We start from the raw sequence: 24206 nt of genomic DNA on the forward strand, positions 1-24206 counted from the left end.
TTTATTGGCTAAGCGTACATGATTGCTAGGCTTGTTTTCTCTTATACTTTTAATTTAAAGGCTTTATGACTATGACCACACCTCTTGCAGACGCGATGTCTCAGCTCGTCATCTATGACTCACTTACTGGACGCAAGCAAGCATTCAAGCCGCTTGCCACGGGCAAAGTTGGCATGTATGTGTGTGGCATGACGGTTTATGATTATTGTCATATCGGTCACGCTCGAGTGATGGTTGGCTTTGATATGGCAGTACGTTGGCTTGCACAATTGGGCTATGACGTAAATTACGTGCGTAATATTACTGATATCGATGACAAAATCATCACCCGTGCTGCCGAAAATGGTGAAGAGATTGGCACATTGACCCAACGTTTTATTACTGCCATGCATGAAGATGCGACAGCACTTGGCTGCTTGTCCCCTGATGCAGAACCGCGTGCGACCGATCATATCGATGAGATGCAGCAGATGATTGAGACGTTGGTTAGTAATGACTATGCCTACGCGGGTGATAATGGTGATGTCTACTATGCAGTCGATAGCTTCGCAGATTATGGCAAATTGTCAAAACGTAACCTTGATGATATGCAGGCAGGATCACGGGTTGAAGTCGAGAACGACAAGCGCAATCCATTTGATTTTGTGTTATGGAAAGCGGCGAAACCGGATGAGCCGCAATGGGCATCAGCGTGGGGTCAAGGGCGTCCAGGCTGGCATATTGAATGCTCAGCGATGTCGACCAAATGCCTTGGTAATACCTTTGATATCCATGGCGGCGGTCATGATTTACAGTTTCCGCATCATGAAAACGAGATTGCCCAATCTGAAGCAGCAACCGGCTGTGAATACGCGCGTAACTGGATGCACGTTGGTTTTATCAATGTTGATGGCGAAAAAATGTCTAAGTCATTGGGGAATTTCTTTACCATTCGTGATGTCATGGCAAAATACTTACCAGAAACGGTTCGTTTCTTCTTATTGTCGAGTCATTATCGCAGTCAAGTAAACTTCTCTGATAGTGCCTTGGACGAATCGCATAATAGCCTAAGCAGGTTGTATCAAGCATTAAAAGTTGCTGAACAACAAAAAGGTAAAGTACTTATTATCGATGAAGCCTTGATTAATAATGCCTACGCCAGTGCAGTGGGACAAGACTTTATCAAAGCCATGAATGACGACTTTAATAGCTCAACGGCAATCAGTGTGCTGTTTGGATTGGCGCGTGATATCAATAAAGCGAGTAAAGCACAAGATGTAGAGACTGCATGGCAATTAGCGCAGCACTTAAAAGCTTTGGCGCAAACGCTTAATATTTTACAGCAGCCTGTGCAGCAGTTCTTGCAAGCCGTCATTGGTGAAGTAGCTGAAGATAGTTTAACCGACGAAGCCATTGATGGGCTAATCATCGAGCGCGCTGATGCCAAAACCAATAAAAACTTTGCGCGTGCTGATGAGATTCGTGTGCAGTTGAAAGAGGCTGGTATTGAGCTTGAAGACAGTCGTGCGGGCACCACTTGGCGCCGTGCTTAATGTAAGCATTAGTTTTTTACGCTTGTTCATTCACAAACAATAATAAATTAAGCCAGCTATCTGCTGGCTTTTTTGTGTCTTCTGCATTAGCTTAATATCATACTTATTAGCAAGAGTTTTTGTATGCAAACTCCTTTCGGATTTCTCAGGACTCACTCTCTACAGTCTCATGCCCAGTTTCTATCGCGACTGCTCTTTATAATTGGCAGCTTATTTATCCTATTAAATATGGCGTGCATTTCTGCTTATGCAGCAAGCAGTACTGAGGAAATAGACAGTCGAAATATTGAAGAGACAGTTACTACAAAACCGGAAAATTTGGTTGAGTATGCTGCGCAAAGAATCGACAAGTTAAAAGAGGAAGGAGTGACTGTCTCTGCCGTTGCAGCAGAGGTAATTAGCCCGCTAGAAAAAAGGACAGTGCAGCAAGCAGGTGTGCTACAAGGAGATTCTGGTCTCACTGGTGATTACAGCGAAAACTACTATGCGTTAGATAAGCTCAATGCAGGTTTGCCGCCCTTGTCTGAGCCGCCAAACTTGTCAACCCCACTTGCCACATTAGAGTTTTTCCAATCGGCAGTCATGAAGCAGCAATATGATTTGGCAGCTTATGCACTAAATATGAACTTGATTGATAGAGAATCACAGTCGAATCAAGCAATGGATTTGGTCAAACAGCTTGATTTTTTATTGGTTGAAAAGCAGCTATATGTGTTTGATAAGTTGCCTGATCGTCCTGATGGCTTGATTGAACCGCCGCTTGGCAGTACGAGCAGCATTCAAGGGATTCCTAGACGTTCTATTCAGCTTGGTTATATTGATTATCGCGAGCGCCGAGTACCCTTGCATCTAGAGCGTGTACGTATTGATAATGGGGCGCCTTTTTGGGTATTTTCAGCGCAGACGGTGGCAAATATTGATAAGCTTTATGAACAATATCATCCGGCAAAGTTTGAGCGATATCTGCCTAGTTGGACCAAGCTAAAGCTTTTTAATATTGCTATCTGGGAGTTTTTAGCGTTATTTATATTCTTCTCCTTTACCATGGGCATTGGCTGGCTGCTAAGTACTGCCGCTGGCAAGCTCCTCAATTGGTATGTCATGGATAAAGAAGGCAACCGTCTTGGCACCCTTCATCACAACGGTGTAGAGGATTTGGTCAATAAGCTGACGGTCCCTCTAACCTTTACCATCAGCTTCTCATCGGTATTTACCTTGGTATCGGGCGGCTTCCCTTACTTGGATGCAGTCGCTTCCTCTATACGTCCGATTATTTGGATTGGATTGGTCTTTAGCGCCATGTGGCTCGGTATACGTGTTATCAACTTTTTTGCCAACCGCTATCAAGATATGCAGATTGAAAATCTAGGAGAGGAGCAGTTTGACAAAGTGCGCCGTCGTCGAACTTACGTATCGATATTTCGTCGCGTCTTCGTATTTGTCATGGTGTTGGGCAGTATTTGGATAGGTCTGAGTGAGTTTGCCAACATGGAAGGCTTTGGTAAAACCTTACTGACTTCGGCTGGCATTGCTGGCGTGGTCATTGGTATCGCCGCTCAACCAATATTGGGTAACATCATTGCTGGAGTACAGGTAGCAGTGACCCAGCCCGTACGAATTGGCGACAGTGTGATAATGGATGGCAACTTTAGTACCGTTGAAGACCTGCGTTACACTTATGCGGTACTAAAAACATGGGATGAACGTCGATTAATCGTGCCGATGCGCGAATTGATCACCGAAATGGTAGAGAACTGGTCGCATACAGAAGTACATCAGACCTGTCCTGTGTTCTTATATATCGATTACGGCGCAGATATTGACGCCATTCGGCAGCAGTTTATTTCGGTGGTGAAAGACAACAAGCTTTGGGACAACAAGACTGAGCCTGAAATATTTGTCGTTGAGGTAACTGAAAAGACCATTCAACTGCGTGGCGCTGTTTCAGCGGTAGGCCCTGTAGAAGCATGGACACTGGCCTGTGAGATACGTGAGCAGATGCTTGATTATTTGTACCGTGAACAAAAGCATTATTTACCAGCTGAGCACCTTGTATTGAGACAAAAATAGTCAATGTCTATTGGTTTAGCGCTTAAAAAATTTGAATGTACAGCGTCACTATCGATAGACAGCTTTGGGTAAAACCTATTGACAAATATAGCATGCGATTTGCTTGCTTATTTGTTATAATATGGCGTTATTTTTAAGGGATAATTCAGTTGTTAAGCATTGTATAGTTAGATTTTGGGGCAGGTAAAGGGCGCTGTATTAGCCAGTCTGCTGAGCCAATGATTTAATGAGCAATGATGAATTGATGATGTGCCGAACGAATGTTTGTATTTAGTATTTGTTCCCCACAGTTTTATTATTTTCTGCTAGGTTTATAACCTTATGATTTTGATAGAATTTTCGTTGATTTTCTTGATGCTGTATTGCCCACCCATCAAAATAACCACTACTAGGGGTCTGTATGTTGCGAATTGTCGATGAAGCCTTAACCTTTGATGACGTTTTATTATTGCCAGCTTATTCAGAAATACTGCCAAAAGCTGCTAATCTAACGACCCGCCTAACAAAAAGTATCACGCTAAATTTACCGCTAATTTCTGCTGCTATGGATACAGTCACTGAGTCTGAGATGGCCATTACCATGGCACAACTTGGTGGTTTAGGTATTTTGCATAAGAGCATGGATATCGATAAGCAGGCAATGCAAGTGCGCCGCGTCAAGAAATTCGAAGCTGGTACTGTGGTTGATCCTATTACTGTGCATCCAGAGATGACCATCGGTGAGTTATTAAGACTGACCCAAGACAATAATATCTCAGGCGTGCCAGTGGTTGAGAAGGGCACGGATAAAGTAGTCGGTATCGTTACTCATCGTGACTGGCGCTTTGAGACCAATCTATCATTGCCTGTCAGCCATATCATGACGCCAAAAGAGCAGCTCGTCACCGTTAAAGAAGGTGAGAGCAACGAAAACATCAAAAGACTGCTACACGAGCACCGTATCGAAAAAGTTATTGTCATCAATGATGATTTCCGTTTGCGTGGTCTGATTACGGTCAATGACTTTGCCAAAGCTGAAAACAATCCCAATGCTTGTAAAGATGAGCAAGGTCGCCTGCGTGTGGGCGCAGCAGTTGGTACGGGCGCTGATACTCAAGCACGCGTTGAAGCTTTGATTGCGGCTGACGTCGATATCATCGTTGTTGATACCGCGCATGGTCACTCAAAAGGCGTTATTGATAAAGTATCTTGGATTAAAAAACATTTCCCGCATGTACAAGTGATTGGCGGCAATATCGCGACAGGTGATGCTGCAAAAGCCTTACGTGATGCTGGTGCAGATGCCGTGAAAGTTGGTATCGGCCCAGGATCTATCTGTACCACACGTATTATCGCTGGTATCGGTGTACCGCAAATCTCTGCAATTGATAGTGTTGCAAGCGCTTTGCAAGACAGTATTCCATTGATTGCTGATGGTGGTATTCGCTATTCAGGTGATATGGCAAAAGCCATTGCTGCTGGTGCATCATGCATCATGGTTGGCTCACTTATGGCAGGTACAGAAGAAGCACCGGGCGAAGTTGAGCTATTCCAAGGTCGCTATTATAAAGCTTACCGCGGTATGGGTAGCTTGGGCGCGATGTCAGGTCAAAACGGCTCATCAGATCGCTACTTCCAAGATGCCAAAGACGGTGTGGAAAAATTGGTGCCAGAAGGTATCGAAGGTCGTGTACCTTATAAAGGTCCAGTCGCTGGTATCGTCAACCAATTGGTAGGTGGCTTGCGCTCATCTATGGGTTATACCGGCTGTGCCACGATTGAAGATATGCGCAGCAAACCACAGTTCATCAAAGTTACCTCAGCGGGTATGAAAGAATCGCATGTGCATGATGTGCAAATCACCAAAGAAGCACCTAACTATCGAGTCGACTAATTATATCTTTGCCGCTATAGGATGCGATGACTCGCAGCTGTACAGTGTCAAGCGACGTTAAGATACAAACAGCCAACAATGCCTTGTTATTGTTGGCTGTTTTTTTTGTAAAATACAATCATAGATTATTCTAATAATTGATAACTGTTTGTCTTATCAAAACCATTGATGACAGTGAATCATTGAAGCTACTGAGCCTGCTTCCACGTCGGGGCTTTTACTTTTAGACTTAAGGAAAAATAATAATGAGCTACTTTGGCACTGATGGTATTCGCGGTAAATTTGGTGAGCTGCCAATTACGCCAGACTTTATCTTGAAATTGGGTTATGTCACAGGATTGGTGCTGATAGAAAATAATCAAAATTCGCCGCGTAAGCCAAGTGTTGTGATTGGTAAAGACACGCGGTTGTCAGGCTATGTGATCGAAGGCGCACTACAAGCAGGCTTTAACGCCGCTGGCGTCGATGTATATATGTTAGGGCCATTGCCCACACCTGCTATCGCACATTTGACCCGTAGCTTTAATGCCGATGCAGGCGTAGTCATTTCTGCCTCACACAATCCATACTATGATAATGGCATCAAATTTTTCTCAGCCGACGGCAAAAAATTAACTGATGCAATGCAAAATGCTATCAATGATAAGTTGGACGCTATTATGGCGGTCGACGGTAATAACGATGCCGTAATGCCTATTCTTGATCCGGCACAATTGGGTAAAAATAACCGTATCGATGATGCGAAAGGTCGCTATATTGAATTCTGTAAAGGCAGCTTTCCCTATCAATATGATTTAGATCATCTGACTGTGGTCGTCGACTGTGCAAATGGTGCAGGCTATAGCGTGGCGCCTCGTGTCATGCGTGAGCTGGGCGCCAATGTCATCGCCATTAATAATAAGCCTGACGGCATCAATATCAATGCTGATTGTGGCTCAACCCATCCTGAAGGTCTGCAAGAAGCAGTGCTAAAATACGAAGCCGATGTGGGCATTGCTTTAGATGGTGATGGCGACCGTATTGTGATGGTTGATGAAGCCGGCAATTTGGTTGACGGCGATGGTATCTTGTATGTGCTCGCTACTCAAGGTCAAACAAAGGTGGCAGGTGTCGTTGGCACCCTAATGAGCAATATGGGTTTAGAGTTGGCGTTAAAAGCGGCTGATATTGAGTTTACACGTGCAAAAGTAGGCGATCGTTATGTGATGCAAGAGCTTGAGGCCAACGGTTGGATATTGGGCGGTGAGCCATCAGGTCATATTTTATGCTTAGACAAGAGCCGGACTGGCGACGCTATTATTGCAAGTTTGCAGATACTTGCAGTCATGCAAGCAAGAGGCAAAGCGCTTAGCGATTTAACTGAAGGCTTTGAAGTATTGCCACAAAAACTGGTCAATGTACGCTTGTCTCAAATGCAAGATCCGTTTGAGCATGAAGAGCTAGTGGTTGCTTTTGATAAAGCTCGTGCTACTTTAGAAGGTCGCGGTCGCTTGCTTATTCGCCAATCGGGTACAGAGCCGATGATTCGAGTCATGGTTGAATCAGATGATGAGATAGAGTGTGATGTAATGGCGAATGATTTGGCAGATAAAATAAAAGCCATATTGGGTTAATAGTCTTTGATATAAACATACTAGAATAGCAAAATAAGGGACAATCATGAGTATGGATTTTAGCGATCAGCGTTTGTCATATGAAAAAGGTCAACTAGACCAACAATCAATACCAGCATCACCGTTTGAGCTGTTAAATGTTTGGATGCAGCAGGCCATAGAAGAAAACGTGCAAGAGCCGTATGCTATGAGCTTAGCGACTTGTGGGGCGGATAATAAGCCTAGCGTGCGTATTGTTCTATTGCGTGAGATTACAGATAAAGGTATCGTTTTTTATACCAATTACGAAAGTGCCAAGGGTCAAGATATCGCTGAAAATCCTAATGTCGAAGCGCTGTTTTTTTGGCATAAGCTTGAGCGTCAGATTCGTATTAGCGGCAGTATTGCTAAAATTGATGCTGATAAATCTGCTGCTTACTTTCAAAAACGCCCGCACGATAGCCAAGTAGGCGCATGGGTTAGCCAACCACAAAGCGGTGAAGTTGCTAATCGCGATGTGATGGAGCAGACGTTTGAGCAATTGAAAATAGACTATCCAGAAGGTGCAGCCGTACCAACGCCTGAGTTTTGGGGTGGTTACGAGATTACTGTCAATGAGATTGAGTTTTGGCAAGGTCGCGCCAATCGAATGCATGACCGTATTGTCTATCATAAAGAGGCGGATGGTAGTTTTAGCACCAAACGCTTATTGCCTTAAACGTAATCAATAGCGCATGATATGGGCTTAGAAGAAGTTCATGTTTATAAAAAAGCCACTTTACCTGTCGTATTCATATGGCAAAAAAAGTGGCTTTTTTTATTTCTTTAATAGTGGAGCTATTTGGTATCAACATCTACCGAAACAGACATACCAGGACGTAGGCGGGCAAGGTCTGGCTGGTTAGAGTCTAAGTCGATGCGTACCGGAATACGCTGAGCAATTTTAATATAGTTACCTGTCGCAGGATTGGCAGCGCCAGCACTGAATTCACTGCCTGTTGCGGGTGATATATTGCTGACCCGTCCGCTAAACCGTGTACCACCTAAGGCATCCACATGAATAGTGGCCGCTTCACCAATGGTCATATTTGCCACTTGCGTCTCTTTAAAGTTGGCAATAATCCATACGCCTTTTGGTACGATATACATAAGCTGCGTACCAGCAGTGACATATTGTCCTGTTTTAACGCTCAACTGACTCAGTTGTCCCGATTCAGGAGCACGGATTATGGTGTTGTCCAAGTTAATCTGTGCTTGTTTTGCGGCAGCTTCAGCATTTTTGATATTGGCATCCAATGAAGAGCGGCTAGCCGTCGTTTTTTTGCTGCCCTCGACTGCCACTTGTAAATTGGCTTCCGCTTGTTGGACACCAGCTTGTGCTTTTGCTAATTGAGCTTCAGCATGGGCAACATCTGCACTTGATACTGCACCAATGGCAATCAAGCCCTGATAACGGTTGACGTCCTCTCGGGCACTGTCGACACTCACTTTGGCGCTATAAACATCTGCCTCACGTGCCTGAATCTGTGCTTGGCTGGTGCCAGTATCTTGCGCATTACTAGAGCGATTGGTTAACGCAATATCGATATTCGCCCGCGCTTGTTCGAGCTGCTGCTGAAAAGTACGGTCATCTATTTTTACCAATAAGTCACCAGCTACAACATTCGCAAAATCTTCTACCGCTACTTCTGTCACATAACCTGACACTTGCGGACTGATAATGGTGGTTTGTCCTTTAACAAAAGCATTATTGGTTTGCTGCATGGTTGGAGTAAAAGGTGGTAGTTTCCACGCATAGAGAATGAGTGCCACACCAATAACAATCAGCGCAATCAGTAAGGCTAAATTAAAAAATGACTTCTTTTTGGGCGACCAACCTGCTGGCGCAGGAATAGATTCAGTGGGTGGCATCGGTGTATCATCTTTGCCATCGCCTGCCTCAGTGCTGTCTATTTTATTTGTATCAGCGGCGTTTATAGGCTCATTGGTATTCGTAGGTAAGTCATCAGAAGGGTCGGTTTGAATCCGAGTTGCAGACATAGTCGGTTCAGGTTGAATGGCTGCTATATTGGTATTTGCGTCATTATTGGAAGCCATGTGTGACTGTGATGGTGTATCCACAACCGCTTGATTTGATAGTGATTCACTAGCTTGAGCATTTTCAACAGTTTTAGCTGTTTTGTTAGGTGTGCTTGCGTCATCAACGCGGTTCGGTTTGTCTTCGTTCATGACGCACTCCTAAAGGATTTTATAAACATAATAGATAACGTTACAATAATAATAAGGGAGAATAGGCGCTATAGAATACACAATAGCATTTGCACTATCTGCTATTTTTTGCCCATCATTTCTGCTAACGCGGCAAGCTCTTTACCAAGTGGGTTGCGCTTATGATACAGATAATAGAAATACACCATTAATAAATAGATCGCGGTAATCGTAGCGCTCACTGCCATTAAAAAGAATAAATCATCATAAGCGGCAACGGTCGCTTGGCGCTGAATCCCTTGCAGCATTTGGGTCATTTGAGCAGGGTTGCCAGCAGTCATCGAGCTGACCATATCTGCATAGTGCATCTGCGTGCGAATAGTGGTAAAGGCTTGAATACCGGCGGCACCTGCTAAACCGCCAACCGTTTGCGAAATACCAAAAATCACCGAGAAGCTAATAATATAGGCAGGTCCATTAGCAATGGCACGAAACATCCCTTCAAATACCATCGGTCCCATAAAATATACGGCAGCAAACGCAATGATAAACTGACTAAAATAAAACATGACAGGTGTAGAATTCAGTGACACACCCGTATCTATCCATGCACCAATCGCAATCAATGCCACGGCAAAAATAACCGGTCGACGCAGGTCCATCGCATTGGTCGTAAAAATACTAAGCACCAATGCCAGCGCACTAGCGGCTAAAATAATGGCATAGAACACAATCAGCTGATCATTGCCATAACCGAGGTTAGCCAATAACCCTGCCGCGCCAACGCTTTGCTCCGACAGCAAGATACGCATCACAGCGCCCGTTATCATAAAGGCGATAATCGTCCGGCTGCGCATCCAACGTACTTGTAGCATTGGATTTTTACGATGGGTTTCAATCCACAACGCAATAGAAATGGTGACGACGGAAATAATCAGTGGATAACTGAGCCAAGGAGTCGTCCACCATAAAATACGCCCTTGTACCAAAAACACTGCCAATGCTGCAAGACCAGTCGCAAAAAAAACAAAGCTGACAATATCCAGCTTTTCAAAGACTCTTTCCATATTACCGCGTGGCAGCTCAAGAAGGTTAATTAAGCCAAAGCATATCAAAGCTAAGCCTACTTGGAATAAAAACAAGCCTTCAAGTTGACCATCGGCGGCAAGATAAGGCGAGATGATGCGAGATAAAGGCACCCCAAACTGTACCAAGCCAAAGCCCAAAATCAGTCCACTAATACGCCGAGCTGCTGGCATGCCTTGCAAACAATAAAAGATAGACAATACCGTCATGGCACTCGCAACCACGCCGCTAAAGCCACGGGCAATCAGCTCTAAATAATAAGGATCAATGCTAATTCCGGTGGTTGAGCTCAATAGATGACTACTGACTAACCACTGCATACTGGTCGCTGAGAGCAAAAAGAATAGGGTGATTTTGCTAAATAACGACATACCAAACTGTTGGCGAATTTTATAGAGCAGTACCGTGATACAGGCATTGGTCATATTGTAAGCGACTGATATCCAGCCACCCTCAACAGGGGTTAAGCCCATCTCACCTTGAATTTGAGAGAGGTTGGCGACTAATAGACCGTTTTGAAAACTGGCAGTAATACCGATAAAAATACCGATTAGTAAGTAAAATACTTTCCGATAAGTAGGATGATCGGGTGTGGCAGGAGAGCCCAGCATAAACGGCTGTTCATGAGGCTTAAACTGATAGTCGGTACTCATGGGCTATCTATCATCGGTAACGACGGATAATGTAAATTCATGATAACGCTCCCAGTTATCAGGCGGTGTCTGATCAGCGCTAATAAGAAAAAATAGCCCAAGAAAAGCTTGAGCTATTTTATCATAGTTTTTGATTATCGTTCGCATCTACGCGCTTAACCGTGGAATTTATGTCAGAGTAGTCATATCATAATTTGCTTCCAAACGCATGGCGCGCTGATAGCTATCAAGGCTTGCCAGTTGTAGCGCGTATTCTTTAATATGAGGATAATCCTCTAACGCCTCACGCTTGAGAAGCATAATCAAATCAAACGACAGCATAAAATCTGCACCGCTTAGCTTGTTACCCACGATAAAGGATTTGCCTGCCACCTCGTCATTTAGATAGCTCAGTAGCCTGTGTTTTTCTTGAGCGATATACCCTTTTAAAAATGCATTATCACCAGCACCTGCTTTATTGGTAAATAATTCAAGCAAAAGCGGCAGCATCAGCGAGCTTTCAGCAAAGTTAATCCACTGTAAGTAATGACCATAATCTGCGCTATCGATAGCAGGGCGAAGATTATCAGGTGCAAACCGCTCAATCAATAGCTCAGTAATCGCACCTGACTCTGCATAAAGCTCGCCATCCATCTCAATAACCGGAGACTTACCAAGAGGATGTACCGCTTTTAGGCTATCTGGTGCTAGATGCGTTTTAGCATCACGCTGGTGGCTAATAATTTCATAAGGTTGTCCCAATTCTTCTAAAAGCCATAACGTCCGTAATGAGCGTGATTGATTGAGGTGATGTAAGCGAATCATTTAGTTAGCCTTTTTGCAGTGGATTTGATGCTATTAAGCCTGTATTTTAGCCATTAAACGCTTGGCGGCTTCTTCTGACGACGCTGGATTTTGACCCGTGATCAGCAAACCATCTTCGACCACAAACGATTCCCAATCAGAGCTTTTTTCATAGTTTCCGCCATTGGCTTTTAGCACATCTTCTAATAAGAAAGGCACGACGTCAGTGAGTTGAACCGCTTCTTCTTCAGTATTACTAAAGCCTGTGACCGTTTTGCCTTTGACCAGATACTCGCCATCGATTTTAACGTTTTTGAGCGCGGCAGGAGAATGGCAGACAAAAGCAACGGGCTTATCTTGTTTGATAAACGTCTCAATTAATTCAATCGAGTTTTTATCAACGGCTAAATCCCACATTGGACCATGACCACCAGGATAGAATACTGAATCAAAATCTTCCGCTTTCATATCTGCCAATTTTTTAGTCGTTGCTAGGCGTTCTTGGGCTTCAGAATCTTCTTTAAAACGTTTGGTATCTTTGGTTTGAGCATCCGGCGTGTCACTACTTGGGTCAAGTGGTGGTTGACCGCCTGCAGGAGAGGCAATCGTGATATTGACACCGGCATCTAAAAAAGCATAGTAAGGCGCGGCAAATTCTTCTAGCCAAAAGCCAGTCTTCTTACCAGTATCGCCCAATTTATCGTGTGAAGTTAGTACCATTAAAATATTCATAATTGTCCCTGTTTATTGTTGAAAGTTATTATTGAGGTTTATTATTAAAGCCTATCAGTACTGTGTTGCAGTCGGTATTGAAAATTATTAACGCTAAAAAACCGACTGCTGACAGTATTCATCTTTTAAGAATGACTTTCAGTAGCTGTCTTAACAAGTTATGTTGTTAACTGGTTATTTTCATGATTTTTTATGTTAGCTATCCGTTATTGAACGTCAGCCACTTTAATCACTGTCTTACCAAAGTTTTTGCCATCAAGCATGTCAAAGAAAGCTTGTGGTGCTTGGGCTAAACCATCGACTTGATGCTCTTTGGTTTTAACATCACCTGATTCAAGCCATTTGCTCATCGTAGCTAAGAATTCTGGGAAATGATCGCCGTATTCTTCAAAGATAATAAAGCCTTTTATGGTTAGACGTTTGCTTAAAATATTACCCATCAGGACACCCAAACGGTCTTTACCGTCCGGCAATTCAGTGGCGTTATATTGTGATACCAAGCCACATACTGGAATACGTGCGTGGGCGTTTAATAGTGGCAATACGCCATCAAAGACTTTACCACCGACGTTTTCGTAATAAATGTCGATACCATTTGGGCAAGCGATTGCTAGTTGTTCAGCAAAGTCATCGGCTTTATGATCAAGACAAACATCAAAGCCTAGTTCTTCAACTGCGTAAGCACACTTCTCAGCACCGCCAGCGACGCCAACAGTACGTAAGCCTAATTGATTACCGACTTGTCCAACAGTTGCACCAACAGGACCCGTTGCCGCCGCGACAACTAAGGTCTCGCCTTTTTTTGGTTTACCGATATCAGTCAAACCCATGTAACCTGTGAAGCCGGGCATACCAAGCACACCCAAGCCATAAGAAGGGTTTGCCATGTTTTTATCGAGTTTTAGGACGCCTTCGCCATCGCTGACGCTATAGTCCTGCCAGCCCGAGTTCGATACTACCAAATCACCGACTGCAAATGTATCGATATTAGACTCGACGACTTGGGCAACCGTTCCGCCTAGCATGACATCGCCAATTTCTAATGGGTCGGCGTAGCTTGCGGCATCACTCATACGTCCGCGCATATAAGGGTCAAGCGATAAATATACGGTGCGTAATAGCATTTCGCTTTGATTGGGTTTTGGAATATCGCCAGTAGCCAATTCAAAATTATCGGCAGTTGGTGCGCCATGTGGGCGGCTGGCAAGTTTGATTTGACGATTTTGTTGTGGATTTTGTTGTTCGTTAAAGCTCATGATAAAGCGCCTTATTTTATTTATTTTTGATTTTAAAGTTACCCGCCACTCTGAAGTGACAGGCTAGTGGTTTCTATAACGACAATATAACTATAGATAATTACTCAGAGAGTTAAGCGTTGCTAGTAATGGCACGCTCTAGAATACGACGTGATACTGCCAAGTCGTTTTTACCATGCTCACCCAATTTCACCATACCATGCACTTCTAATTGCTTGATAATAGGATCAATGGCAGCAGCATCTAACTCGACATCTGCTAAGCTGACCGGCAGTCCAAGCTCGCGGAAGAAGTTTTCAGTCTGTTTAATAGCGGTTTCAATGATGGCATCATCATTTAATTCAGTACCATTATCGTCAGCTTCGATGTTCCAAACGTTGCGTGCATATTGAAGCAATTTGTCTTTTTTACTGTCTTTAAGCTCACGCATGACTGATGGCAATACGATGGTCAGCGTGCGAGCATGGTCAATCGCGTGCAATGAGGTCAACTCATGACCAATCATATGCGTCGTCCAATCTTGCGGTACACCAGTACCGATCAGACCATTTAGCGCCATAGTTGCCGTCCACATGATGTTTTTGCGGGTCTCTAAATTCTCTGGATCGGCTTTTACCGCTGCGCCTTCCTCAATCAGAATCTTTAATAAGCTCTCAGCAAAGGCATCTTGAACTTTCGCATTGACCGGATAGGTCAGGTACTGTTCCATCACATGAACAAAGGCATCAGCCACACCATTCATTACTTGGCGTTCAGGTAAAGTCATAGTTTTGGTTGGATCTAAAATTGAAAATTTAGGGAAGGCAAGTGCATTACCAAACGGCAGTTTTGCTTGGCGTTCACTATAGTTAATCACGCCGCCTGAATTCATCTCAGAGCCAGTCGCTGGAATGGTTAATACCGCGCCCAAATCAACTGCTGAATCGATCTCCCTGCAATAACTGGTGAGCGCATCCCATGCTTTATCGCGTGATACCGTACCATCTTTTTCAGTCAATGATGATACCAGTGCGACAAACTTACTGCCGTCAAGCACAGAGCCACCACCAACGGCTAATAAGAAGTCAATATTGTGCTCATTGACCATATCAGCAGCTTTTAGCAAGGTAGTAAATTCTGGATTGGCTTCAATACCACCAAACTCGAATATTTCGCGATTGCCACTGGCAGCTAATGCCGTTTTAACTTCATCTAACGTACCTGTACGTTGTGCTGAACTGCCACCATAGGTAATCAGGACACGAGCTTCTGCCGGTACAAGCTCAGCCAACTTCTCGATTTGACCTTCACCAAAGACGATACGGACGGGATTGTAATATTGAAAGTTATTCATAAGATTCCTAATATGTTTTCTGAGTATGAAAAAGAGATTTAAAAACCGAAAATAAAGTCTGCAACTTATTTGCATCTGTCCGCATTATATATTAATTAGACCGGTCGTCTAGTAATTATAGTAAATAGTTACAAAACTATCGTATAAGTATTTCAGCTGATATTAAGTTAATCGAATTATTCAGTTGGACTTTTAATAGTAGTAGTTAATATTTTTCCTAAGACAAAATATTAATAAGATATCCTTGTTCAACACTAGTTCATGGTAAGTTAAACAAGGAGGAGTAAGACAGAAGGATAGACAAAACGAGAGTTACAGAACGTAAATAGATCGTTTATAAAATGAAAAAACTAGCGACCCATAGCGGTAGTAGTCATCAGCCATACTTCTGCTAATGGGGTATCCGTTTGACTAATTTTGGTCACTAAGCTGGCACCAAGCCATGCAAAATACCAACGTTTTGCCATACTCTCAGCCGCTACGTTAGCGGGATGAGGCACAGAACCGTCTGCCCAGCCAGCTTTGATTTGAGTTGCAAGCCATGTAATCGTTTGCTGATAGCCCGCATATAGGACTTTACGCATTGGCTCCGACATATCTGACACTTCAGCGCTAAGCTTTACCACCAAACATTTCTCATGAGCGCAGCCGCTTTGCTGTGTGTCATACCAGTTTTGGAAATAGTTATACAATTTCTGCTGGGCACTAACATCTTGTGAACCAATAGTATCAAGGCGCTGCTTATACTGGGTAAAGTAGTGGCTGATAATCGCCTCGCCAAAGGCTTCTTTTGACGCAAAATAATGATAAAAAGAGCCTTTCGGCACGCCTGCCGTATCTAATATTTGCTTAATGCCAACTGCGGTAAAGCCTTTTTGTGCGATGAGCTTATAGCCCGTCGTTAACAGATGGTCTCTAGTGTTTGATAGTGCAATATTAGATAGCGAATTATCTGGTTGAGTATGTTTTATAGAATTGGGTATAGACATGTGACTTATGTTCTCCTTAGAGAGACTAATTATTTAAGATGATTTAACAAATTTATAAGTATTGATTGGCAAGTTACGTTTGTTCAACAAACAACAGGTTTAAAAGATTCTAATTTTTATAGCGTTTATGTTAGCATTAGACCAGTCGTCTAGCAAGTTACGTTTGTTATCGTATGCTGCTATTGCTTATTAAACATGTTACGGAATCTGATAGACGGCCATGATACGTTATAGCCACACTCTAATAATATTATTAAATAAAAAATAGGAACCATTATGTCAACAGAAACTAAAAATACGCAGGTAAATGTTTATACAGATTTTCATTTGCAATATATATCAGGCGAATGGAAAAAGGGTGATGACGATAGTATCAATACCAATACCAATCCGTTTAACGGTGAAACCTTGGTTGAGATTCAACAAGCAACGGATAAACAACTTGATGAAGCTTATCAAGCGGCAAGCGAGGCGCAAAAACAGTGGGCAAAGCAAACTCCGAACGAACGTGCCGCTATCCTTTATAAAGTCGTTAGTATCTTTGATCAGCGTCAAGATGAGATTGTCGATTGGCTAATCAAAGAGTCGGGCAGTACCCGTATTAAGGCGATGGTCGAGTTTAGCAGTGCGCGGGCGATTACCCTTGAAGCCGCAAGCTTTCCCAATCGCGTCCATGGTGAGATTCGCCCGTCGAACACACCGGGTAAAGAAAACTTTATCTATCGTGAACCGATGGGTGTGATTGCCGTGATTAGCCCATGGAACTTTCCACTACATCTAACCCAGCGCTCTATTGCGCCAGCATTGGCACTAGGGAATGCCGTAGTGTTAAAGCCTGCTAGTGATACACCGATTACCGGTGGGTTGCTGCTTGCGAAAATATTTGAAGAAGCCGGTTTGCCAAAAGGATTATTAAACGTTGTCGTTGGTAGCGGTAGTGAAATTGGCGATGCGATAGTCACCCATCATGTTCCGAGTTTGGTTTCCTTCACCGGCTCAACCTCTGTAGGTAAGCATATCGGTGAGTTGGCAAATGGCGGCGACTATATCAAGCAAGTGGCGTTAGAGCTAGGCGGTAACAGCCCATTTGTCGTGCTAAAAGACGCTGATATTGAGCAAGCCGTAAAAGCTGCTGCCTTTGGTAAATTCTTGCATCAAGGTCAGATCTGTATTGCGATTAACCGTATCATTGTCGAAGATGAGATTTATGACGATTTCGTTACGCGTTTTGTGGCCCACGTTAAGACCTTGAATGTTGGCGATCCTAGCAAAATTGATACGGCAGTTGGTCCGATTATTAATAAAAAACAAGTTGAGTCGCTAAAAGAAAAAATCGCTAAAGCGCAAGATGAAGGCGCAAAAATGCTATTAAGTGGTGAGATAAAAGGTCAAGTGGTGCCACCGCACGTCTTTAGTGACGTCACACGTGAGATGGATTTATCTTGCAATGAAGTATTTGGTCCTTTGGTTGGTATTATTCGTGCCAAAGATGAAGACGATGCGCTGTCGATTGCTAATGACTCTATGTATGGCTTATCGAGTGCAGTGTTTACCCAGGATATGGCAACAGGCTTGCGTTTTGCTCGCGGTATCAAAGCTGGCATGACCCATATTAATGATATCTCAGTGAATGATGAAAGCAACGCGCCATTTGGCGGCGAGAAAAACTCGGGTATCGGACGCTTTAATGGTGAATGGATACTAGAAGAGTTTACTACCTTGCATTGGATTTCAGTGCAGCATACGCCGCGCGATTATCCTTTTTAAGCGTTTTGTTTAGCTGCCTAATTTGACATGTTTTTTAAACGTTTATTGTTAAAGCTCTAATTTGATGTGTTAATAAAAAAGACTGCCTATAGGGCAGTCTTTTTTGTGCAGTCATAAGAATCTTATTTTCTCATTTAGCATGAAAGCCTAATAGCCCTTGTATTTCTTCAATAGTCATATGTCTGATAAGCGCTTGTTCCTCAACGGTTAAGCGATTCGTATGTTCTTTTAACATGCTATAAAGACTGCGTGCAATCTCAGATGTCGTGGCGTAATACATCTGCGGTTCTTCTTTGGTCAGTTTTATCAAAAATTTATCAATTAATTTGCGTTTGTGAGTAGCAGCATTTTCTTCGGTTTTTTCAGTCATGATATTCTCCTAGGGATAAATCATTTAAGCAGTCGGCTTACTGATAGTCAATGAGTGTATTGAAAGTGGTGAAGCGTCAAGTAGGGTTGAATCTATCTGTAAGCTGCCCTAGATTGTCTTACTTATCTAAGACAGCCCCTAAAATTATTATCTTACTTTATAATGAATGGCACGCTAAACCATATCAAAGGTAATATCCTATAATGACCACGACCATTTTTGCTACCCACCATTATAATTATCCGCAAAATTTTATCGAGATGAAACCCAAGATCACGCGGCTTAAGCAGGCAATTAAGAAGCTCGAAGCCAATCTGATAAATGCGGATGCTGAGGTATTAGCGCAAAGGCTTGCCAGTCATTTAGGGTTGCAAGTAGATTATGCCAGTGAGCTTAATGCCAATCAGCTATTGGCCGCCACGACTATTGAGGGCAAGGTATTGGTGATCGCCGGTGCCGGTTCTGGCAAAACCAAAACTCTGACTTATAGAACCAGTTACTTGATAGAAAATGGCGTGTCGCCAAAAGAGATTTTACTATTAACCTTTACTCGTAAAGCAGCCAACGAAATCAAAGGTCGTGCTAGAGCTTTGCTAGCAAGCACACCATCTTTTGCCCAAAGGTTAAATGAGGATTTGGTAGAAGATAAATTGCCAAAAAATAAAGCCCTGAATGACATTACCAGTGGCACCTTCCATTCTTTTTGTAATATGCTATTGCGTCAGTACTCAGGTCTGCTTGGTATTAATCCGAGATTTACCATTCTAGATACAGGCGACAGTGAAGACGCTATCGATTTAATTCATAAGGAAAAAAAGTATCCGACCAAAATAACCAATCAGGCATTTCCGCGCAAAAAAACGTTGCAAAACATATTTTCAACCTCTAGAAATCGCCGTATTCATATCCGCGATTTAATCGAAAACAGCTATCCTGATATTGCTGTCCATATTCCTGTTATTGAACAATTGGCCATTGACTTTCATGAGTATAAGCGTGCCAATCATTTATACGATTTTGATGACATCATTAGCCAAGTGGTGCGTCATTTAAAGCATAATGATACTTTTCGTCAGCTATTACAAAATCAATATCGCTATATCATGGTCGATGAATATCAAGACACCAATATTCCGCAAAAAGAGCTGATTGATCTCATCTGTGCGCCTACGTCAGTGTCGCTGATGGTCGTCGGTGATGACAACCAAAGTATTTATGCCTTTCGCGGCGCCAATTATGAAAATATCTTATTATTCGGAGAGGGTTACCCTGAAGCTAAGCTGATTAAACTTGAGCAAAACTATCGTAGTACGCCAGCAGTGCTTGATTATATCAATGCTCTGTCTGCTCAGATCACCTTGGGTTACCAAAAGCAGCTGTACTCTGGGGTTTCTATAGAAGGCGTAAAACCAATATTTCGCCGACTTAGCGATGAAAGCCGCGAGGCAAAGTATATTGCTGATAGAATTATCGAATTAAAACCAGACCATGATTATCAAGACTTTGCGGTATTGTGCCGAACCTCCTTTCAATCCAACTACGTCCAGCTAGAATTCATGGAGCGCAATATCCCGTTTATTGTCGTAGGCGGTATTCGTTTTATTGAAAGACGCCATATCAAAGACGTCTTAGCATTTGTCAAAATACTTTATAACCCGAATGATACCATTGCATGGCACCGTATTTTGACCTTATTTAAAGGCGTGGGGTCGGTAACTGCCACGCGCTTAACCCAAGCAATCAATGCTGACGATAACTCTTTTGAGCCGTTATTAACAACAAAGTTTGCCAAAAAAAGCACGCAACTTGAGCCGCTGTATAAAATGCTAAGTCAAGCCAGTCAAGCAGAGTCGGTCGAAGCCATTATCGAGCTGATTCTAGATTTTTATATGCCCGTTTTAAAAATCAATGAAGACAATTGGCGTGAGCGTAGCGAAGATTTTCGTGTGCTCAAAAATCTAGCGTTAGAGCATGATAGCCTAGATAAATTTTTAGAAAATCTGGCACTTGATCCACCTAATGACTCGGTTGCCACTGCAGGTGAGCCTGAAAAAGGCGAAGAAGGTATCGACAAAAACAGGAACAAAGTGACCATTTCGACCATTCATAGTGCCAAAGGACTTGAATGGCCAGTGGTATTTGTTAATTCATTGGTAGATGGTATGACGCCGCATTACCGCTCACTAAGCGATTTTGAGGAATTAGAAGAGGAGCGTAAGCTGTTTTATGTTGCTTGTAGTCGTGCTAAAAGCAGGCTGTTTTTAACTGCGCCCGATTATTTTTCGAGCTATTCAGGCTATTTTGATAAAGTGTCACGGTTTATCGCTGAAGTACCTGCTGATAAGATAACGGTGCTAACGGTAAAACAGCCTTTAGAAGAGAGTGATGATCCAGTTTGGTGGTGATAAAAAATACCATAAAAGCAGGAAAATAGCTTAAAAAATGACTTTTGTTTTTCATTAGGTTGTTACTATTCCTATCAAAAATACCTTGCATAAAAACATATAACCAAAAGTGTTTATTCGTAAAAATATTTAACAGATAAGGGTTTAAAAAATCTTTCAATGCGTTACTATGACCACCTTACCCGTTATATTCATCTATTTAACACTCTGTATCAAAGCCATAAAAAGGGATATGTTATGCGTCATGAAGTTATCGTTATCGGTGCAGGTATGGTTGGCACCTCGGTTGCTTGGCATCTACAAAAAAACAATGCTGAAGTTTTGCTTATAGACAAAAAGCTACCGGGCTCAGAGACTTCATACGGCAATGCTGGCTTGATTCAGCGTGAGGCGATTCATACGCATCCGTTTCCGCGCCAGCTGACTGAAATGATACGTGTATTGCCAAACCAAGGTACTGATATCCGCTATCGCATACCAGCTATTCTTCGTTATCATCAGGCGCTGTTGCAATACTGGAAATACTCTACACCTGCTTCAGTTAAAAAAATCGAAGGCGAGTGGCAAACACTGATTGAGCATTGCACAAGCGAACATCAAACCATGATTAGCGCCTCTGGTGCAGATGAGCTGATTACCCGCGATGGTTGGTTGCAATTACATCGCTCTGAAGACACTTTTAAAGAAGCCATTGCGCTAGCTATCGATGCTCGCAATCAAGGTGTTGAACATAATGTATTGACAGTTGAAGAATTAAGAGTCATGGAGCCTAGCGCCAATTTTGACGAGTTCGTCGGCGCAATTCATTGGTTGAATTCTTGGCAGGTCTCAAACCCAAGCTTTCTGGTTAAAGCCTATGCAAAAAACTTCCAAGAAATGGGCGGGACAATTAAAGAGACTGGCGTTCAAGAAATCTTACAAGAAGATGGCGGCTGGAAGATTGTCACCGATACCGAGACTTTCTATAGTGATAAATTAGTCATCGCAGCAGGACCTTGGTCTAATGATCTCATCAAGCCGCTTGGTTATGACTTGCCATTATTCCCGATGCGTGGCTATCATCAGCATTTTAAAGTCAACGAGAAGAACACCATCCATCATAGTATGTTTGATATGGATAAAGGTTTTGTCATGGGACCGATGCAGCAAGGTATCCGTATTACCACTGGTGCTGAGATGACGACCATGAATGCGCCAAAGAATTTTGGACAGTTAAAAACCGTGCTTAAACTGGCGCGAAAAATATTGCCATTAGAAGATGCAGTTGAGAGTGAAGCATGGGCAGGCTCGCGTCCTTGTATGCCAGATATGAAGCCAGTTATCGGTCCTGCAAGTAACCATGAAAAATTATGGTTTGCCTTTGGTCACAGTCATCAAGGTTTCACCTTAGGACCGATGACCGGTCGTCTGGTTGAAGAGATGATTCATGAAAAGCCATTACTAGTCGATATCAAACCCTTTAGCGCTGATCGCTTTTCTCGCTAAGTAAGATTTCATAAAACTTGAGTCATTTATACATTTTAAAGCATTAAAAATTAAGGATAATAATCTATGCAAAAGCTCCATAGTAATCAACGTATGAGTAAAATTGTGGTTCATAACCAGACTGTTTATCTATGTGGTCAAGTAGGTAACGCTGAAGATGACATCAAAGCCCAAACCTTAACTTGCCTAGAGAAGATCGAAAGCTTGTTGCAAGAAGTCGGTAGTGACAAATCAAAGCTGCTAATGGCGACTGTCTGGGTGAAAAGCATGTCGGATTTTGCGGCAATGAATGAAGTATGGGATAAGTGGTTCGAAGGCGTACAGCCGCCAGCTCGTGCTTGCGGTGAATCTGCTTTGGCACGTCCTGAGCTGTTGGTTGAGATTACTGCTATCGCTGCTGAGTAAATACCAGTACCTGCTACTTAAAACTGAATAATAATGAGAGGGCGTGATATGACTATCACGCCCTTTTTGATGAGCGACGCATGCAAATAGTCTATAATTAACCTCGTTGACAGTATTGACAGTTATCTGATGAGCAGCAAAAAGGGTTACAAAAAAATGATTAATAATAAAATCTATCATTCAATTTATGTGTTGGCAGAAAAGCTATTAGAAGCGGACAGTGCCAATGATAAAGAGACATTTGATACGCTGTATGTACAGCTAAAAGACTTGTGCATTGAAAATGAGAAAGGCAATAAGGATCATCCTGAGCAGTGGGAGACATTGGCAGATTTTACGGAAGATTTGGATGAGGCATTAGTTATTTACCAAAAAGCCTTGGATAAAGCCGCAGCGATTCAATCAAAAGAGCATTTATCATCGATTGCCTTTTCAATGGCTGAGTTACAGAGCGAGCTTGGACAGACAGAGGCAGCGATTCAAAGCTTACAGAGTGCTAAAATTACTGCCAGTAAGCTCGACGATAAATCATTCAAAAGTGAGATAAATAAGATGCTTGCAAAATTACTAGCTGAGTAATCTTAATTATTGCCATTTCTTATTTAAAAAACGCCTTTGTTATTTAAAAAGTGGCGCTGCCAACGCCAACAGAGACATTTTGCATTATAGAATAACTCTGTTGTTCTTATCGTCCTGTCCATATGGCAGAACGCTTTTCGATAAAGGCGTCAATCCCTTCACTCACATCATCCGCCATCATATTGCAGCTCATCACCTCACTGGCATACTCATAAGCCTCTGCCAATTCCATATCCAATTGCTTATAAAACATGGTTTTGCCAGTTTTAAGAGCGACTGAAGATTTATTGGTAATAGCGTCTATCAGAGACTGTAGCATCTGGTCTAATTGCTCAGCGCTTGCCACACGATTGATCAGTCCCTGCTGTAGTGCAGTGTGGGCATCTATAAATTCACCAGTAATAAGCATCTCAAATGCTTGCTTACGAGATAGGTTGCGACTGACTGCTACTGCAGGGGTAGAACAAAATAGCCCTACATTGATACCAGAGGTGGCAAATTTGGCATTGTCCGAGGCAACAGCTAAATCACAAGCTGCGACCAGCTGACAACCAGCAGCGGTAGCGATGCCTTGTACTTTGGCAATGACAACTTGCGGCATTTGATTGATGGTGAGCATAATCTGACTACATTGCTCAAATAAAGCGCGCTGAAAAGCGACATCTGGATTGGCGCGCATCTCTTTTAGATTATGTCCAGCACAAAATGCCTTGCCATTTGCGGCAATCACCAGTACTTGTATGGTCTTGTCTTGGGCAATATTATCCAGCTCCGCTTGCATAGCAGCTAGCAACTTAACAGATAAAGCATTGAATTGTTTGGAACTGTTAAGTGTCAACGTTACAACACTGCCTGAATTTTTTCTAATAACCAATGGCTCATTAATGTTTGTCGAGGGAGTTACTGATTGAATGGGGTTAAATTGGGTCATTTATCGTCCTTGATAATGGGTATTTAAACTTAGTGAAAAAGTGTAAAAGCTATTTAAATAATAACCTAAATAGTAGCATGCTTAATTGGTTAAGCAAGAGGTCAGTGATACTGATATAGCCCACATAAAAATAGCGCCCTTATATGATAAGAGCGCT

Annotated in this window: 19 protein-coding genes; 10 read left to right on the forward strand and 9 right to left on the reverse strand. The window is 42.7% G+C overall.

Going from position 1 to position 24206, the window contains the following annotated elements; all coding sequences use genetic code 11:
- Positions 1-65 precede the first annotated feature (65 nt).
- The 5 genes from cysS to pdxH all read left to right on the forward strand — a co-directional run bounded on the left by cysS (position 66) and on the right by pdxH (position 7785).
- The gene (gene cysS, locus PCRYO_RS05175) at positions 66-1532 is read left to right on the forward strand and encodes a cysteine--tRNA ligase (RefSeq protein WP_011513343.1); all 1467 of its coding nucleotides are present in this window, start codon (positions 66-68) and stop codon (positions 1530-1532) included.
- A gap of 228 nt (positions 1533-1760) precedes the next feature.
- The gene (locus PCRYO_RS05180; protein ID WP_041753052.1) at positions 1761-3602 is read left to right on the forward strand and encodes a mechanosensitive ion channel family protein; all 1842 of its coding nucleotides are present in this window, start codon (positions 1761-1763) and stop codon (positions 3600-3602) included.
- Positions 3603-4002: 400 nt separating this feature from the next.
- Positions 4003-5475: an IMP dehydrogenase gene (gene guaB / locus PCRYO_RS05185; protein ID WP_011280629.1), complete on the forward strand. Its 1473-nt coding sequence runs from the start codon at positions 4003-4005 to the stop codon at positions 5473-5475.
- 245 nt (positions 5476-5720) lie between these two features.
- A complete protein-coding gene (glmM, locus tag PCRYO_RS05190; protein WP_011513345.1) occupies positions 5721-7088 on the forward strand; it encodes a phosphoglucosamine mutase in 1368 nt (455 codons plus the stop codon).
- 46 nt (positions 7089-7134) lie between these two features.
- Positions 7135-7785, forward strand: a complete 651-nt coding sequence (gene pdxH / locus PCRYO_RS05195; protein ID WP_011513346.1) for a pyridoxamine 5'-phosphate oxidase — start codon at positions 7135-7137, stop codon at positions 7783-7785.
- Positions 7786-7904: 119 nt separating this feature from the next.
- Here pdxH and PCRYO_RS05200 read toward each other — a convergent pair whose 3' ends face one another.
- The 7 genes from PCRYO_RS05200 to PCRYO_RS05230 all read right to left on the reverse strand — a co-directional run bounded on the left by PCRYO_RS05200 (position 7905) and on the right by PCRYO_RS05230 (position 16107).
- Entirely contained in the window at positions 7905-9296 is a 1392-nt protein-coding gene (locus tag PCRYO_RS05200; protein WP_011513347.1) for an HlyD family secretion protein, read from the reverse strand.
- A gap of 101 nt (positions 9297-9397) precedes the next feature.
- Positions 9398-11014, reverse strand: coding sequence for an MFS transporter (locus tag PCRYO_RS05205; protein ID WP_011513348.1), 1617 nt, complete (start codon positions 11012-11014; stop codon positions 9398-9400).
- A 168-nt stretch (positions 11015-11182) separates the two neighbouring features.
- Positions 11183-11818 carry a glutathione S-transferase family protein gene (locus PCRYO_RS05210; protein WP_011513349.1) on the reverse strand — a complete coding sequence of 212 codons (636 nt, stop codon included), beginning with the start codon at positions 11816-11818 and terminating at the stop codon, positions 11183-11185.
- Positions 11819-11851: 33 nt separating this feature from the next.
- Positions 11852-12529, reverse strand: a complete 678-nt coding sequence (locus PCRYO_RS05215; protein WP_011513350.1) for a type 1 glutamine amidotransferase domain-containing protein — start codon at positions 12527-12529, stop codon at positions 11852-11854.
- Positions 12530-12735: 206 nt separating this feature from the next.
- Positions 12736-13785: an NADP-dependent oxidoreductase gene (locus tag PCRYO_RS05220; protein WP_011513351.1), complete on the reverse strand. Its 1050-nt coding sequence runs from the start codon at positions 13783-13785 to the stop codon at positions 12736-12738.
- Positions 13786-13897: 112 nt separating this feature from the next.
- The gene (locus PCRYO_RS05225) at positions 13898-15118 is read right to left on the reverse strand and encodes an iron-containing alcohol dehydrogenase (RefSeq protein ID WP_011513352.1); all 1221 of its coding nucleotides are present in this window, start codon (positions 15116-15118) and stop codon (positions 13898-13900) included.
- A gap of 350 nt (positions 15119-15468) precedes the next feature.
- Positions 15469-16107, reverse strand: a complete 639-nt coding sequence (locus tag PCRYO_RS05230) for a TetR/AcrR family transcriptional regulator (protein ID WP_011513353.1) — start codon at positions 16105-16107, stop codon at positions 15469-15471.
- A gap of 276 nt (positions 16108-16383) precedes the next feature.
- Between PCRYO_RS05230 and PCRYO_RS05235 the strand changes: the two genes are divergently transcribed.
- Positions 16384-17874 carry an aldehyde dehydrogenase family protein gene (locus PCRYO_RS05235; protein ID WP_011513354.1) on the forward strand — a complete coding sequence of 497 codons (1491 nt, stop codon included), beginning with the start codon at positions 16384-16386 and terminating at the stop codon, positions 17872-17874.
- Between the two features lie 130 nt (positions 17875-18004).
- On the opposite strand, the gene PCRYO_RS05240 is transcribed toward PCRYO_RS05235, so the two are convergent.
- Positions 18005-18244 carry a hypothetical protein gene (locus PCRYO_RS05240; RefSeq protein WP_011513355.1) on the reverse strand — a complete coding sequence of 80 codons (240 nt, stop codon included), beginning with the start codon at positions 18242-18244 and terminating at the stop codon, positions 18005-18007.
- A gap of 203 nt (positions 18245-18447) precedes the next feature.
- On the opposite strand from PCRYO_RS05240, the gene PCRYO_RS05245 reads away from it, so the two are divergent.
- The 4 genes from PCRYO_RS05245 (at position 18448) to PCRYO_RS05260 (ending at position 23118) form a co-directional block, all read left to right on the forward strand.
- Positions 18448-20649, forward strand: coding sequence for an ATP-dependent helicase (locus tag PCRYO_RS05245; protein WP_011513356.1), 2202 nt, complete (start codon positions 18448-18450; stop codon positions 20647-20649).
- 237 nt (positions 20650-20886) lie between these two features.
- A complete protein-coding gene (locus tag PCRYO_RS05250; protein WP_011513357.1) occupies positions 20887-22134 on the forward strand; it encodes an NAD(P)/FAD-dependent oxidoreductase in 1248 nt (415 codons plus the stop codon).
- Between the two features lie 66 nt (positions 22135-22200).
- Positions 22201-22539 (forward strand): RidA family protein, encoded by a 339-nt coding sequence (locus PCRYO_RS05255; protein ID WP_011513358.1) that lies wholly within the window; start codon positions 22201-22203, stop codon positions 22537-22539.
- Positions 22540-22695: 156 nt separating this feature from the next.
- A complete protein-coding gene (locus PCRYO_RS05260; protein WP_011513359.1) occupies positions 22696-23118 on the forward strand; it encodes a hypothetical protein in 423 nt (140 codons plus the stop codon).
- Positions 23119-23224: 106 nt separating this feature from the next.
- On the opposite strand, the gene PCRYO_RS05265 is transcribed toward PCRYO_RS05260, so the two are convergent.
- A complete protein-coding gene (locus tag PCRYO_RS05265; protein WP_011513360.1) occupies positions 23225-24049 on the reverse strand; it encodes an enoyl-CoA hydratase in 825 nt (274 codons plus the stop codon).
- Positions 24050-24206 lie beyond the last annotated feature (157 nt).

This window comes from Psychrobacter cryohalolentis K5 (genome assembly GCF_000013905.1).
GTDB lineage: Bacteria > Pseudomonadota > Gammaproteobacteria > Pseudomonadales > Moraxellaceae > Psychrobacter > Psychrobacter cryohalolentis.

Bases quoted from the DNA above. Each gene is read 5' to 3' on its own strand.
- PCRYO_RS05260 (WP_011513359.1), top strand. From the start codon at position 22,696: ATGATTAATAATAAAATCTATCATTCAATTTATGTGTTGGCAGAAAAG.
- PCRYO_RS05225 (WP_011513352.1), bottom strand. From the start codon at position 15,118: ATGAATAACTTTCAATATTACAATCCCGTCCGTATCGTCTTTGGTGAA.
- glmM (WP_011513345.1), top strand. From the start codon at position 5,721: ATGAGCTACTTTGGCACTGATGGTATTCGCGGTAAATTTGGTGAGCTG.
- PCRYO_RS05220 (WP_011513351.1), bottom strand. From the start codon at position 13,785: ATGAGCTTTAACGAACAACAAAATCCACAACAAAATCGTCAAATCAAA.
- PCRYO_RS05245 (WP_011513356.1), top strand. From the start codon at position 18,448: ATGACCACGACCATTTTTGCTACCCACCATTATAATTATCCGCAAAAT.
- pdxH (WP_011513346.1), top strand. From the start codon at position 7,135: ATGAGTATGGATTTTAGCGATCAGCGTTTGTCATATGAAAAAGGTCAA.
- PCRYO_RS05180 (WP_041753052.1), top strand. From the start codon at position 1,761: ATGGCGTGCATTTCTGCTTATGCAGCAAGCAGTACTGAGGAAATAGAC.
- PCRYO_RS05230 (WP_011513353.1), bottom strand. From the start codon at position 16,107: ATGTCTATACCCAATTCTATAAAACATACTCAACCAGATAATTCGCTA.
- PCRYO_RS05240 (WP_011513355.1), bottom strand. From the start codon at position 18,244: ATGACTGAAAAAACCGAAGAAAATGCTGCTACTCACAAACGCAAATTA.
- PCRYO_RS05265 (WP_011513360.1), bottom strand. From the start codon at position 24,049: ATGACCCAATTTAACCCCATTCAATCAGTAACTCCCTCGACAAACATT.
- guaB (WP_011280629.1), top strand. From the start codon at position 4,003: ATGTTGCGAATTGTCGATGAAGCCTTAACCTTTGATGACGTTTTATTA.
- PCRYO_RS05215 (WP_011513350.1), bottom strand. From the start codon at position 12,529: ATGAATATTTTAATGGTACTAACTTCACACGATAAATTGGGCGATACT.
- cysS (WP_011513343.1), top strand. From the start codon at position 66: ATGACTATGACCACACCTCTTGCAGACGCGATGTCTCAGCTCGTCATC.
- PCRYO_RS05205 (WP_011513348.1), bottom strand. From the start codon at position 11,014: ATGAGTACCGACTATCAGTTTAAGCCTCATGAACAGCCGTTTATGCTG.
- PCRYO_RS05200 (WP_011513347.1), bottom strand. From the start codon at position 9,296: ATGAACGAAGACAAACCGAACCGCGTTGATGACGCAAGCACACCTAAC.
- PCRYO_RS05210 (WP_011513349.1), bottom strand. From the start codon at position 11,818: ATGATTCGCTTACATCACCTCAATCAATCACGCTCATTACGGACGTTA.
- PCRYO_RS05250 (WP_011513357.1), top strand. From the start codon at position 20,887: ATGCGTCATGAAGTTATCGTTATCGGTGCAGGTATGGTTGGCACCTCG.
- PCRYO_RS05235 (WP_011513354.1), top strand. From the start codon at position 16,384: ATGTCAACAGAAACTAAAAATACGCAGGTAAATGTTTATACAGATTTT.
- PCRYO_RS05255 (WP_011513358.1), top strand. From the start codon at position 22,201: ATGCAAAAGCTCCATAGTAATCAACGTATGAGTAAAATTGTGGTTCAT.